Here is a 12,863-nt window from a genome sequence, read left to right on the forward strand (position 1 = left end):
GCGCGTCAAGTCGATCGATGTCAATCAGATCGCGTTGCATGCTGCCCGCAAGGCGGCTCCGGTCCCTCTTGCCTTGACAAAAGGGACTACCCATGCGCTTTTCGCGCCAATTTTGAAGCCGGGCAAGTGCTTCGGCCCAATCGAACCAAGTTAAGCGGAAAATCAGGCGATGCATCGTTACCGCAGCCACACCTGCGCTCAGTTGAGAAGGGCCGATGTCGGCTCCACAATTCGTCTTTCGGGCTGGGTGCATCGCGTGCGCGATCACGGCGGCCTGCTGTTCATCGACCTGCGCGACCACTACGGCTTGACCCAGATCGTGGCCGATCCGGATTCGCCCGCCTTCAAGGCTGCGGAGACGGTGCGCGGCGAGTGGGTGATCCGCGTGGACGGGGAGGTGAAGGCGCGCTCGGCCGAGGCGGTGAACCCGAATCTCGAAACCGGCGAGATCGAGATATTCGCCAAGGAGATCGAGATCCTGTCTGCTGCGAAGGAACTGCCGCTGCCGGTGTTCGGCGAGCCGGACTATCCCGAAGACATACGCCTCAAGTACCGTTTCCTCGATCTACGCCGCGACACGCTGCACAGAAACATCGTCATGCGCACGAAGATCGTTGCAGAAATGCGCAAGCGCATGGGCGAGGCGGGTTTCACCGAATATTCCACGCCGATCCTCACCGCATCCTCGCCGGAGGGCGCGCGCGACTTCCTTGTGCCGTCGCGCATCCATCCGGGCGCCTTCTATGCGCTGCCGCAGGCTCCGCAGCAGTACAAGCAGCTCATCATGGTTTCGGGCTTCGATCGCTATTTCCAGATCGCTCCCTGTTTCCGCGACGAGGACCCGCGCGCCGACCGTCTGCCGGGCGAGTTCTATCAGCTCGACCTTGAAATGAGTTTCGTCGAGCAGGACGACGTGCTGTCGACCATGGAGCCGGTGATGCGCGGCGTGTTCGAGGCCTTCGCCGATGGCAAGCCGGTGACGCAGGACTTTCCGCGCATTCCCTATGACGTGGCCATGCGCAAATACGGATCCGACAAGCCGGACCTGCGCAACCCGATCGAGATGCAGGACGTGTCCGAACATTTCCGCGGTTCCGGTTTCAAGGTGTTCGCCAACATCCTGGCCAATGACCCCAAGGCTGAAGTCTGGGCTATTCCGGCGAAGACCGGGGGCTCCCGCGCGTTCTGCGATCGCATGAACTCCTGGGCGCAGGGCGAGGGCCAGCCGGGCCTCGGCTACATTTTCTGGCGCAAGGAAGGCGACAATCTTGAAGGCGCAGGACCGATCGCCAAGAATATCGGCGAGGAGCGCACCGACGCCGTTCGCCAGCAACTCGGGCTTGAAGACGGCGACGCGGCGTTTTTTGTCGCTGGCGATCCGAAGAAGTTCGTTGCCTTTGCAGGGGCGGCCCGCACCCGCGCCGGCGAGGAACTGAACCTTGTCGATCGCGACCGCTTCGACCTGTGCTGGATCGTCGATTTTCCATTCTACGAGTGGAACGAGGACGAAAAGAAGGTGGACTTCGCCCACAATCCGTTCTCCATGCCGCAGGGCGGCATCGATGCGCTCAACGACCAGGATCCGCTGAGCCTCAAGGCCTACCAGTACGACATGGTCTGCAACGGCTTCGAAATCGCATCGGGCGGCATCCGCAACCATCTGCCTGAAACCATGGTCAAGGCCTTCGAGATCGTCGGGCTCGACCGGCAGACGGTCGAGGACCGCTTCGGCGGCCTGTACCGTGCTTTCCAGTATGGCGCGCCGCCGCATGGCGGGATGGCCGCCGGCATCGACCGCGTTATCATGCTGCTGGTCGGCGCGAAAAATCTGCGCGAAGTGACCATGTTCCCGATGAACCAGCAGGCCTACGATCTGCTCATGAATGCGCCGGCGCCTGCGACGCCGCAACAGCTTCGCGAACTGGCGCTGCGCGTTGCGCCCATGAAAAAGGAAGACTGAGCCGAAATCTCGATTACGTTAAAAAAACCCGCCGCTTCACGAAGCGGCGGGTTTTTGTTGAGCAGAGGAAGTTGGGTTTTCGGATTATCCCGCTGCTGAATCGTGAAATGCCCTTTGCGTCCCTAAAAGGATGCGCTCCGCCCTAATGGCGAATCTGATATCGGGGCTCGTAATGCCCGTCCTGCGTCTTCAGGAATAATTCGCGGATCTGTGGATGCCGCACAGGATCACCTGAAACATCTTCCAACAGGTTCTGCTCGGAGACATAGGCGATGTATTCGGTCTCCGAGTTTTCGGCCAGCAGGTGATAGAAGGGCTGGTCCTTGCTCGGGCGAACCCCGGCGGGTATCGCCTGGTACCACTCCTCGGAATTGGCGAACTGCGGATCAACATCGAAAATGATGCCGCGAAACGGAAACAGGCGGTGGCGAACCACCTGTCCGATCGAGAATTTGGCTGTTTTTATGTTCTCGTTTTCCATAACCCTTATTTGGCTCATGGTGCGTGGCAATTCAATCCTGCGCAGGGTTATCCGCCTGCTCTGGTGAAATCGACGGCCGGTGAAACCGGCGCGGGGAACTCAATGTCGGATATTGCCAGTCTCGTACTTCCATTCTTCGGACTGATTTTCATCGGCTTTGCCGTTGCTCGCTTGACGCGCCAGCCGATTGAAGCGCTGCGCTGGATGAACACCTTCATCATCTATGTCGCGCTGCCTGCGCTTTTCTTCCAGCTTCTGGTCAAAACACCGTTTAAGGAACTGGCCGATTGGGCTTCATCTTCGGATCGGTTTTCTCCACCGCATCCGCAGCGGGTTTCTACCGCTGGACCTGTTCCCTCAACGAGCCGGCAATCGCGGAGAACCCGCTGCCGGGCTGCAAGCCTTCGCGCACGAAGAAAGCCCGAACCGGCGCAAAGCGTCCGAGAACGCCGAGCGTGGCGCTGCGCGCGATCTGGGCCGGAAGCATGTCGGAAAGCAGCGAGCGGTTGAGAAGGTTCACCGCGCTGGTTCGCGCCACGATGTCCGGTCGGCGCTTGAGGTCGTAGGTGAGCAGCGCCTTCGGAGAGCCCGGATCGGTGGGGTTTTGCGAAGCGACTTCAACAAGATCGGTAATGTCTCTGATGCCAAGGTTGAGGCCTTGCGCGCCGATTGGCGGGAACACATGCGCGGCTTCGCCCACCAGAGCCACACGGTTGTGGGCGAAGCGCCACGGTGTCGAGGTCGAAAGGGGATAGATCTGGCTGCCCGGTTCGACTGTCACGCGTCCGAGCATGGATTGCATGCGCCGCTCGATGTGCAGGGACAACGCGTCGACATCCAGCGCGGCAAGTTGCTGCGCGGTTTCGGGCCCAACGACGCAGACGAGGCTTGAGCGGCGTCCGGGCAGCGGAACCTGTGTAAACGGTCCGGTCTCGGTGTGGAACTCTGTCGAGGTGAAGTTGTGGTCGACGGTGTGAGCGAAATTCAACACCAATGCAGCTTGCGGGAACGGGCGCGAAGACACCGAAATGCCTGCTGCTTCACGCGCTGGCGACAGGCGTCCATCTGCCGCCACCGCCAGTTTCGCCTCCACGGCGCTGCCGTCCGCGAGATGGGCCGCTGCCGCTTCGGATCGCAAATCCCAGCTTTCGACCAGCGTTTTCTTCCATTCGATCGCTGGGTTGACGGCCACGGCTTCAGCGAGCGTCGCGACCATGACGGAGTTCGGGATGTTGAGGCCAAATCTGTGTTCGCCGACCTCGCTTGCATGGAAAGTCACTGCTGGGCTGCGGATGAGCCTCGACGTACCGTCGACGATCCGCATGACCTTGAGCGGCGCGGAATTGTGCGCAAGCGTTTTCAGCACCCCCACGCGATCGAGCAGGGCAAGCGCCGGATTCATCAGCGCCGTGGTGCGCCCGTCACGGATATTCACGTCCGGGCCAACCAGCGTTACGCCAAAGCCCGCATCGGCGAAGGCGAGCGCCGCGATCAGGCCAGCCGGCCCGGTTCCTGCGACAAGGATTCTGGCGTCGGATCGGGCAGGCGCGGCGGGCGTTGGCATGTCGAAGCCTCCTTTGTCGGTTGAGATATACGCCCTGTAGGCCGTCTTCTTCAACGCGACCTTTCAGCTGTGAAGCGAAACCTTTGCTATTCATGCATGTCAGACGAGAAATCCTGTGTGGCCTTCGGACTTGTCGTCACTTGTGCATTGACCCCCGCTGGCTGGTGGCCGATCAAGAGGGATTACAGATGCCGATGCAAGATGGACCGATGGCCGTGGACAGCAAACCGACCGGCAGGAAGATCAGGGACCGGATTCCGAGGCCGAGAAAAAAGGTGACCTGGCCGCAGGCGCGCGCCTTTTCGGTTCATCTGCTGACGGCGTCCGGCTCATTCCTCGCCTTCGTCTCGCTCGTGGCGGCCAGCGAGGAGCGCTGGACGGCGATGTTCTGGTGGCTCGGACTTGCCCTGTTCGTCGATGGTATAGACGGCCCCATCGCACGCAAGCTGGAAGTGAAGGAAATCCTGCCGACCTGGTCCGGCGAATTACTCGACAACATCATCGACTATGTCACCTATGTGCTGATTCCCGCCTTTGCGCTCTATCAGTTCGGCCTGATGGGCGAGGGGCTGTCCTTCCTGTCCGCCGCCATCATCGTGGTGTCCAGCGCGATCTATTACGCGGATACCGGCATGAAGACGAAGGAGAACTTCTTCAAGGGCTTCCCTGTGGTCTGGAACATGGTGGTGTTCACCCTGTTCGTGGTCGGGCCGGGAGAATGGGTGTCCTTCGGCGTCGTGGTGATTTGTGGATTGCTGACCTTCGTGCCGGTCAATTTTCTCCACCCCGTACGGGTGAGGCGGCTGCGCCCGGTCAATCTCACGGTCACGCTGCTGTGGTGCGCCTTCGGCATACTGGCGCTGGCGGAATCGGCGCTGGCGGAATTCTACAGCCAGTTCGGGGTCCTGGCGGAAAATGTCAGCCAGTTCACCAAAGTGGGTATCACCATAACCGGGCTATACCTGTTTTGCATTGGCGCCATCATGCAGATTTTCCCGCATCTCGGCGCAAAAAGGGTCTGAAACACATGTCAAAGGCGATCCGCATCCACAATCACGGCGGTCCGGAAGTCCTTGTCCTCGAAGATGTCGATCCGGGCAGGCCGGGGCGTGGCGAAGTTCTCGTGAGGCACACCGCCATCGGCGTGAATTTCATCGACGTCTATCATCGCACCGGCCTCTATCCTGCCCCGAACGGTTTGCCGTTCACACCCGGCGGCGAAGCCGCTGGCGTCGTTCAGGAGGTGGGTGAGGGGGTTGATGGGCTCAAGCCGGGGGATCGCGTCGCCTATGTGGTGCGTCTTGGAACCTATGCGGAGCAGAGGGTGGTGGCCGCCGATCAGGTCGTGCCGATCCCTGACGGCGTTAGCGACGAGCAGGCGGCCGGCATGATGCTGAAAGGTATGACGGTCGAATATTTGTTGCGGCGCACCTTCAGGGTGAAACCCGGCGACACCGTGCTTTACCACGCCGCGGCCGGAGGGGTGGGGCTCATTTTTGGCCAGTGGGCGAACCATCTCGGCGCTACTGTGATCGGCACCGCCGGTTCACCGGAAAAGGTGGCCCTCGCGCGCGACCATGGCTTCCATCACGTCATCGACTATCGCCAGCAGGATTTCGTGCAGGAGGTGGCGCGTATAACGGAAGGCGGGAAATGCGATGCTGTCTACGACTCTGTCGGCAAGGACACCTTCGCCGGATCTCTGGACTGCCTGAAAAGGCTCGGCACATTCATATCCTTCGGCCAGTCTTCGGGTCCGATACCACCTTTCGATATCGGAATCCTTGCGCAAAAGGGGTCGCTTTATGCGACGCGGCCGACGCTGTTCTCCTACAATACAACGCGCGCGGAACTGGAGCAATCGGCGAAGGCGCTCTTCGACGTGGTGTTGTCCGGCGCTGTGCGGATCAGGATCAATCAGCGCTATGCGCTCGCCGACGCCGCGCAGGCTCATGCTGACCTCGAAGCGCGTAAAACGACAGGAACGACAGTACTGATTCCGTAATCAGGCGTCGAATGCCACTCACTTTCTTGAAGGTCTTTCAACGGAACTATTAGTTTGCGCGAGACTGCGGCCGTGCCTACCATGTCTGCGGGAACACAGAACATATCTGGCGACAGATGGGAGGCACTGTGCATTTACATGAAGGCGCTGCGAACCTGCTCGAGGTTCGCGGCCTCACCAAGATATTCGGAACCCTGAAGGCTTGCGACAGTATCGACCTTGGCATCGCCAGGGGTGAGATTCATGCGCTGCTGGGGGAAAACGGCGCTGGCAAGTCCACGCTGGTCAAGATGCTGTTTGGCTCACTCGAGCCAAATTCAGGTGAAATTCTCTGGAACGGTCAGCCTGTACATATCACCAGCCCGGGCGTCGCCAAGAAGCTCGGCATTGGCATGGTCTTTCAGCACTTTTCGTTGTTCGAGGCGCTTACGGCCGCTGAGAACATTGCGCTTTCGCTGAATGACGGCGCGCCGATCGGCACGATCGCCGCCAAGGCGCGGGCGCTTTCCTACAGCTATGGGCTGCCGCTCGACCCGGACGCGCTGGTTGGCGATCTTTCGGTTGGCGAGCGTCAGCGTATCGAAATCATTCGCTGCCTGTTGCAGACGCCGGACCTCATCATTCTCGATGAGCCGACATCGGTCCTGACCCCGCAGGAGGCCGACAAGCTGTTCGAAACGCTGGAGCGGCTGCGCGCCGAGGGTAAGTCGATCCTCTACATCTCGCATCGCCTCGAGGAGGTGAAGCGGATGTGCGACAGGGCGACTGTTCTGCGCCATGGCAAGGTTGTCGGCCACTGCACCCCCCGCGAGGAAACGGCGTCGTCACTGGCGCGTATGATGGTCGGATCGGAGGTTCGCAGCGTTGAGCGCCCGCCAGCCGAGGGCATGGAAAAGGCCCAGTCGCTGCTCGAAATCGCCAATCTCAACCGCACGCCTGCAACGCCTTTTTCTATCCCGTTGAGAAACATAAATCTTTCGGTGCGGGCAGGCGAGGTTGTCGGCATCGCAGGCGTGGCCGGCAATGGACAGGGCGAATTTTTCGAGGCTGTATCGGGTGAGGTTCGCCAGCCGGACAGGGCTTCGGTGCGTATACGTGGCCGTGAGGTCGGCGGGCTCGATATCAGTGGACGTCGGCTTCTGGGTGCGGCCTTCGTGCCGGAAGAGCGGCTGGGCCACGGCGCCGCGCCGCGGATGAAGCTTTCCGAAAATCTGCTGCTTTCGCGTCATGCCACCGATGGCAAGGCGTTCGTGAGCCGGACCGGCATGATCGAGGCAAATGCGATCTACAGCGCCGCGCAGCGCATCATCGGGATGATGGACGTACGCAAGAGCGCGCCCGATCCCGAGGCGGCCTCGCTTTCCGGCGGAAATCTCCAGAAATTCATTGTCGGGCGCGAGCTTGACCGCAAGCCGGCGGTCATGGTGGTGAACCAGCCGACCTGGGGCGTCGATGCGGGCGCGGCGGCGCACATCAGGCAGGCGCTGATCGAACTCGCCCGCAATGGCTCGGCGGTGCTGGTCATCAGTCAGGATATCGATGAGCTTTTCGAGATTTCGGACGCCATCGCGGTCATGCACAATGGCGAACTGTCGGCCAAGATGCCGATCGCCGAGGCAACCTATGAGCAGATCGGCCTGCTGATGGGCGGGGCCGAACCCGGCCATGCCGCAACCGCGCATATCGCCGAAACGGCGGAGGTCGCCTGATGCGCATCGAACTCGTCAAACGTCCCCAGCGCTCGGCGCTGTTTTCGATGCTGTCGCCCTTCATCGCCTTTGCGCTGACCGTCATCGCGGGCGCGATCATGTTCGCGATGCTGGGCGTCAATCCCGCCAAAGCGCTTTACGCCTATTTCGTCTCGCCGCTGACCGAAGTGTGGCAGTTGCACGAACTGGCGATCAAGGCCGCCCCGCTGATCATGATCGCCGTAGGGCTGTCCGTATGTTTCCGCGCCAATATCTGGAACATCGGGGCAGAGGGGCAGTTCACGATCGGCGCGATCGCCGGATCGGTCCTGCCGGTGCTCTATCCCGGCCTTGAGGGAGTCTATCTCCTGCCGCTGATGCTTTTGATGGGTATGATCGGCGGAGCGGCCTATGCCAGCGTGCCGGCTCTTCTGAAGGCGCGTTTCAATACGAACGAGATTCTGACCAGTCTCATGCTGGTTTATGTCTCACAGCTTTTCCTCGACTGGGTCGTGCGCGGACCGTGGCGAGACCCCATGGGCTACAATTTTCCGCAGACCGTGCAGTTCAGCAGTACTGCACGACTGCCGGAACTTCTGGATTCCGGTCGCGCCAATCTGGGCTTCATCCTTTCGATTGTCGCGGCGGTGCTGGTCTGGCTGATGATGAGCCGCATGCTCAAGGGCTTCGAGGTGCGCGTTCTGGGGTCGAGCCCGAGGGCAGGGCGTTTCGCCGGCTTCAGCCTCAACCGCATGGTGTTCTTCGCCTTCATGCTTTCCGGGGCTCTGGCGGGCCTTGCAGGCATCTCGGAAGTTTCCGGTGCGATCGGCCGGCTTCAGCCAGTCATCTCTCCCGGTTACGGCTTTGCCGCGATCATCGTGGCGTTCCTTGGCCGGCTCAACCCGCTCGGCATCATCGCGGCGGGGCTGGTGCTCGGCCTCACCTATCTGGGAGGAGAGGCCGCGCAGTCATCACTCGGTGTCTCCGACAAGCTTGCGCGCGTGTTTCAGGGGATGTTGCTGTTCTTCGTGCTGGGCTGCGACACGCTCATCCACTACCGAATCCGCATCATGGGCCGGAAGGATCCCGCCCCGGAAACGCTTGCCGCTCAGGAAGGAGCGCATTGATGGATATCTGGGTCAGCATCCTCCTGACGATCGCCACTGCCGCTACGCCTCTGCTTATCGCAGCTATCGGGGAACTCGTGGCGGAACGCGCCGGCGTCCTCAACCTAGGTGTCGAAGGCATGATGATCATGGGCGCTGTCGGCGGCTTCGGGGCCGGCTATCTCACCGGTTCCCCATGGATCGGCGTGCTCGCCGCCATAATCATCGGCGTCCTGTTCTCGCTTCTGTTCGCATTCATGACGCTGACGCTCGCAACCAATCAGGTGGCGACCGGCCTGTCGCTGACAATTCTGGGCCTCGGCCTGTCGGGTATGCTCGGCACCAGTTTCGTCGGTCTGCCGGGCCAGCGCCTGCCCAATCTGGACATTCCGGGCCTGACCTCGCTTCCCGTGGTGGGCCGTCTTTTGTTCGGGCAGGATCCCATTTTCTACCTGTCGATAGCTTTGGTGGTCGCCGTGACGTGGTTTCTGTTCAGGAGCCGCAAGGGGCTCACCATGCGCGCCATTGGCGACAGCCACACCTCAGCCCATGCGCTTGGCATAAGCGTGATCCGCTACCGCTATCTGGCCGTAATGTTCGGCGGCGCCTGCGCGGGACTTGCAGGCGCACATCTGTCGCTCGTCTACACCCCCCAGTGGGTTGAGAATATGAGTGCAGGGCGTGGCTGGATTGCGCTGGCGCTGGTGGTGTTCGCCTCATGGCGGCCATGGCGTGTTCTGGCGGGAGCTTATATCTTTGGAGCGATCTGGATCGGCCAGTTGCATGTGCAGGCCATCGACCTGTCGAGCTTCGCCAATTCATCCTGGCTGATCTACCAGCCGATCGCTCTCGTCAAGTCGCTGCCATCGCAGTTCCTGTCGTCGCTGCCCTATCTCGCGACCATAGTGGTGCTCGTGTTGATTTCCCGAAACAAGCGGCTAACGATGATGAACACGCCGGCTTCGCTGGCCCAGCCTTTCGTGCCGGAGCGATAGAAGAAACGGCACGGTGGAAGTTAAACCTCAGATGGAGAACAACATGAGAAAAAGACTCATAGGCCTGATGACGGCGGCCGCCGCATTGGCTCTGACCGCCCCTGTGCAGGCGCAGGAGAAGTTCAAGGCCTGCTGGATCTATGTCGGGTCGATAGGCGATTTCGGCTTCTCGTTCCAGCACGATCAGGGCCGCCTCGAAGTCGAGAAGGAATTCGGCGACAAGGTGGAAACGGCCTATCTCGAAAACGTCTCCGAAGGCCCGGATGCGGCGCGCTCCTTCGAGCGCATGGCCCGCGACGGCTGCAAGATCATCTTCGGAACCTCGTTCGGTTTCATGGACGCCGAGCTGGAGGTGGCGAAAAAATTCCCTGACGTGAAGTTCGAGCACGCCACGGGCTTCAAGACCTCCGAGAACATGGGTGTCTACAACATCCGCTTCTATGAAGGCCGATATGTCAGCGGGCAGATCGCCGCCAAGCAGTCCAAGGCCGGGGTGGCGGGCTATATTGTCTCGTTCCCCATTCCGGAAGTGGTTATGGGCATCAACTCCTTTATGCTCGGCGCACAGTCGGTCAATCCGGATTTCAAGCTGAAGATCGTCTGGATCAATTCCTGGTTCGATCCGGGCAAGGAAGCAGACGCCGCCAAGGCGCTGTTCGACCAGGGCGCGGACATAATCGTGCAGCACACGGACTCGACCGCGCCGCTGCAAATTGCGCAGGAGCGTGGCCTTCATGGCTTCGGTCAGGCAGCCGACATGGCCAAGTTCGCTCCGCAGGCGCAACTCACCGCTGTGGTGAACAATTGGGGCCCGTACTATGTCAGCCGCGTCAAGGCGGCCATGGATGGCGACTGGAAAGCCGAGAGCCTGTGGGAAGGCTTCAAGGACAACATCATCTACATGGCGCCTTACACCAACGTTCCGGATGAGGTCGCCACGGAAGCCGAAGCCACTGTGGAAAAAATCAAGGGTGGCTGGAATCCCTTCACCGGCCCGGTCGCGAAGCAGGACGGCTCGGAGTGGCTGAAGGAAGGCGAGGTCGCGGACGATCAGACCCTTCTTGGCATGAACTTCTACGTCAAAGGCATCGACGACAAGCTGCCGCAATAAGCAGGTCGCGATGTTGAACGGGAAGGGCGCCATAGGGGCGCCCTTTTTGTTGCCGGGCGTTCTGCCTGCGGACTGAAGAATGCCGGATCAGGATGAAAGATGATATGAAGGAGTCACATCGGAGGGTTTCAGATGCTCACCTTCTACTGCATGCCATGGTCGCGTTCCTCCGGCGTGTTCTGGTTATTGGAGGAAATCGGGCAGCCCTATGAAATCGAGCTGATCGACATTCGCGCCCCGGAGGGCGTTCCGGAGAGCTATCGCAACATCCAGCCAAACAAGAAGGTTCCCGCCATCGCCCATGACGGCGCGATCGTTACCGAACGCGCGGCGATCACAATCTATCTGGCCGACGCCTTCCCCGAAGCGGGGCTGGCGCCGCCAATCGGCGACAGCCGGCGTGCAGCTTATCTGACGCGGCTTGTCTATTGCGATTCCGTTTTCGATCCGGTCATCGCGGCACGCGCTCAGGGCTGGCGTTACAAAGGCGGCAACAGCTTCTCGTTCGGTCTGTTCGAAGACATGGTGGCCAATCTCGAAAAAGTTCTTTCAAACCAGTCATATGCCGTGGGGGACAGCTTTACCGCAGCCGACACGCAGCTCGCCTCCGGCATCCACTTCACGATGCATATATTGAAGGTCTTGCCGGATCTGCCGGTTTTCCGGGAATACGTGACCCGCGCCTTCGACCGTCCCGCCTATCGGCGATACGCTGAAAAGGAAGCGGAACTGGCGAAGCAGGTTACGCCGCCACCGCAATTTCAGTCGCCTTGAGCACGAGGACGGCGATCGCGGATCAGCTCAGCGCGCCGTTGACATATGGCCACACTTCCATCCCGCCCCGATAGATCATGTCGAGGGCGACATAGAGGATGATGAGCAGGCCGATATAGGCAATCCACCGATAGCGGTGCAGAAGACGCGCGATGAAAGACGCTGCAAGCCCCATCAGTGCGATCGAAAATACCAGGCCGACGATGAGCACCGTAAAGTGGTCGCGCGCCGCGCCGGCGACGGCCAGCACATTGTCCAGCGACATAGACACGTCGGCTACTACGATCTGGACCGCAGCCTGCATCAGCGTCTTGCGCGGAGCCCTGCCGGCTGCCGGCTGCTGACCGTTGGCCAGCGCCTCGGCGGCTTCCGCTTCATCTTCAGGAGAGGTGCGCAGTTCCCGCCACATCTTCCAGCAAACCCAGAGAAGCAGGATGCCGCCAACGAGAAGCAGGCCCAGAATGGCGAGAAGCTGAACAGCGACGATCGCGAAGGCGATGCGCAGCGCCGTGGCGGCCAGAATGCCGATCAGGATGGCTTTCTTGCGCTGATCCGCCGGAAGCCCAGCCGCCGCGAGTCCGATGACGATGGCGTTGTCCCCGGCCAGGACGAGATCGATGAAAATCACCTGAAGGAGCGCAGTGAAGCCAGCCGCGGTAAAGATTTCCATCGTCAGAATGCCGTTTTCTGTTGGGGGAATTTTGCGGGGGTACGCCTCGCAAGCAATGGCGTCAAGAGTTGTCCCGGCTTCAACGTACAACTGTCGCGAAGATTCATCCTGATCCGAAAGAAGACCGGCAGCATGCAGATTATGCAGTTTTCAATGTCGTCAACGAGTTGACGGGACGGCACGCTCGGCGCTAAAGCCATGCCGTCTGAACCGCCGCCGATGCGCTGGTGCGGGGAGGGGTGGCCGAGCGGTTTAAGGCACCGGTCTTGAAAACCGGCGTGGGTGCAAGCTCACCGTGGGTTCGAATCCCACCCCCTCTGCCATTGCATCAATAAAATCAATCGGCTGTGAGTTTGTTGGCAGCTTGCCATAGCGAACGCCTGCCCCAATAACCGATCAGCGTCGTTGTCTGTAGCAGTAATCCGCACAATCGTGACCTGTTAGCGCCGGTCAAAGGTCGCTGCGAACATTCAGCCATGCACCCGACTTCGGCCTACGCCCTCAGATTT

Annotated in this window: 11 protein-coding genes, 1 tRNA gene and 1 pseudogene; 10 read left to right on the forward strand and 3 right to left on the reverse strand. The window is 60.5% G+C overall.

The window, feature by feature from the left end:
• Nucleotides 1-169 precede the first annotated feature (169 nt).
• Entirely contained in the window at nucleotides 170-1,960 is a 1,791-nt protein-coding gene (gene aspS / locus ABID44_RS01095) for an aspartate--tRNA ligase (protein ID WP_354149835.1), read from the forward strand.
• 142 nt (nucleotides 1,961-2,102) lie between these two features.
• Here the strand turns inward: aspS and hspQ are convergent, their stop codons facing one another.
• Nucleotides 2,103-2,426: a heat shock protein HspQ gene (gene hspQ / locus ABID44_RS01100; RefSeq protein ID WP_378226786.1), complete on the reverse strand. Its 324-nt coding sequence runs from the start codon at nucleotides 2,424-2,426 to the stop codon at nucleotides 2,103-2,105.
• Nucleotides 2,427-2,543: 117 nt separating this feature from the next.
• Here hspQ and ABID44_RS01105 point away from each other — a divergent pair.
• Nucleotides 2,544-2,726 (forward strand): annotated as a pseudogene (locus ABID44_RS01105) (AEC family transporter); the annotation flags it as partial.
• Nucleotides 2,727-2,778: 52 nt separating this feature from the next.
• Here ABID44_RS01105 and ABID44_RS01110 read toward each other — a convergent pair.
• On the reverse strand, nucleotides 2,779-4,005 hold the full coding sequence (locus ABID44_RS01110) for a UbiH/UbiF family hydroxylase (protein WP_354149837.1): 1,227 nt from the start codon (nucleotides 4,003-4,005) through the stop codon (nucleotides 2,779-2,781).
• A 194-nt stretch (nucleotides 4,006-4,199) separates the two neighbouring features.
• Here ABID44_RS01110 and pcsA point away from each other — a divergent pair, with 194 nt between their 5' ends.
• From pcsA to ABID44_RS01145, 7 genes are all read left to right on the forward strand, one after another.
• The gene (gene pcsA, locus ABID44_RS01115) at nucleotides 4,200-5,027 is read left to right on the forward strand and encodes a phosphatidylcholine synthase (protein ID WP_378226788.1); all 828 of its coding nucleotides are present in this window, start codon (nucleotides 4,200-4,202) and stop codon (nucleotides 5,025-5,027) included.
• A 5-nt stretch (nucleotides 5,028-5,032) separates the two neighbouring features.
• Nucleotides 5,033-6,010: a quinone oxidoreductase family protein gene (locus ABID44_RS01120; protein ID WP_354149838.1), complete on the forward strand. Its 978-nt coding sequence runs from the start codon at nucleotides 5,033-5,035 to the stop codon at nucleotides 6,008-6,010.
• A gap of 116 nt (nucleotides 6,011-6,126) precedes the next feature.
• Nucleotides 6,127-7,719 carry an ABC transporter ATP-binding protein gene (locus ABID44_RS01125; RefSeq protein WP_354149839.1) on the forward strand — a complete coding sequence of 531 codons (1,593 nt, stop codon included), beginning with the start codon at nucleotides 6,127-6,129 and terminating at the stop codon, nucleotides 7,717-7,719.
• Nucleotides 7,719-8,825, forward strand: coding sequence for an ABC transporter permease (locus tag ABID44_RS01130; protein ID WP_354149840.1), 1,107 nt, complete (start codon nucleotides 7,719-7,721; stop codon nucleotides 8,823-8,825). Before ABID44_RS01125 ends, ABID44_RS01130 begins: the two co-directional genes overlap by 1 nt.
• Nucleotides 8,825-9,799 carry an ABC transporter permease gene (locus ABID44_RS01135; RefSeq protein ID WP_354149841.1) on the forward strand — a complete coding sequence of 325 codons (975 nt, stop codon included), beginning with the start codon at nucleotides 8,825-8,827 and terminating at the stop codon, nucleotides 9,797-9,799. Before ABID44_RS01130 ends, ABID44_RS01135 begins: the two co-directional genes overlap by 1 nt.
• 43 nt (nucleotides 9,800-9,842) lie before the next feature.
• Nucleotides 9,843-10,910: a BMP family ABC transporter substrate-binding protein gene (locus ABID44_RS01140; RefSeq protein ID WP_354149842.1), complete on the forward strand. Its 1,068-nt coding sequence runs from the start codon at nucleotides 9,843-9,845 to the stop codon at nucleotides 10,908-10,910.
• A 132-nt stretch (nucleotides 10,911-11,042) separates the two neighbouring features.
• Nucleotides 11,043-11,684: a glutathione S-transferase family protein gene (locus tag ABID44_RS01145; RefSeq protein ID WP_354149843.1), complete on the forward strand. Its 642-nt coding sequence runs from the start codon at nucleotides 11,043-11,045 to the stop codon at nucleotides 11,682-11,684.
• Between the two features lie 22 nt (nucleotides 11,685-11,706).
• On the opposite strand, the gene ABID44_RS01150 is transcribed toward ABID44_RS01145, so the two are convergent.
• Nucleotides 11,707-12,354: a TerC family protein gene (locus tag ABID44_RS01150; protein WP_354149844.1), complete on the reverse strand. Its 648-nt coding sequence runs from the start codon at nucleotides 12,352-12,354 to the stop codon at nucleotides 11,707-11,709.
• A gap of 233 nt (nucleotides 12,355-12,587) precedes the next feature.
• On the opposite strand from ABID44_RS01150, the gene ABID44_RS01155 reads away from it, so the two are divergent.
• Nucleotides 12,588-12,677 (forward strand) — tRNA-Ser (locus ABID44_RS01155).
• Nucleotides 12,678-12,863 lie beyond the last annotated feature (186 nt).

This window comes from Aquamicrobium ahrensii, assembly GCF_040545755.1.
Lineage (GTDB): Bacteria > Pseudomonadota > Alphaproteobacteria > Rhizobiales > Rhizobiaceae > Mesorhizobium > Mesorhizobium ahrensii.

Bases quoted from the DNA above. Each gene is read 5' to 3' on its own strand.
- aspS (WP_354149835.1), top strand. From the start codon at position 170: ATGCATCGTTACCGCAGCCACACCTGCGCTCAGTTGAGAAGGGCCGAT.
- ABID44_RS01110 (WP_354149837.1), bottom strand. From the start codon at position 4,005: ATGCCAACGCCCGCCGCGCCTGCCCGATCCGACGCCAGAATCCTTGTC.
- pcsA (WP_378226788.1), top strand. From the start codon at position 4,200: ATGCAAGATGGACCGATGGCCGTGGACAGCAAACCGACCGGCAGGAAG.
- ABID44_RS01120 (WP_354149838.1), top strand. From the start codon at position 5,033: ATGTCAAAGGCGATCCGCATCCACAATCACGGCGGTCCGGAAGTCCTT.
- ABID44_RS01125 (WP_354149839.1), top strand. From the start codon at position 6,127: ATGGGAGGCACTGTGCATTTACATGAAGGCGCTGCGAACCTGCTCGAG.
- ABID44_RS01130 (WP_354149840.1), top strand. From the start codon at position 7,719: ATGCGCATCGAACTCGTCAAACGTCCCCAGCGCTCGGCGCTGTTTTCG.
- ABID44_RS01135 (WP_354149841.1), top strand. From the start codon at position 8,825: ATGGATATCTGGGTCAGCATCCTCCTGACGATCGCCACTGCCGCTACG.
- ABID44_RS01140 (WP_354149842.1), top strand. From the start codon at position 9,843: ATGAGAAAAAGACTCATAGGCCTGATGACGGCGGCCGCCGCATTGGCT.
- ABID44_RS01145 (WP_354149843.1), top strand. From the start codon at position 11,043: ATGCTCACCTTCTACTGCATGCCATGGTCGCGTTCCTCCGGCGTGTTC.
- ABID44_RS01150 (WP_354149844.1), bottom strand. From the start codon at position 12,354: ATGGAAATCTTTACCGCGGCTGGCTTCACTGCGCTCCTTCAGGTGATT.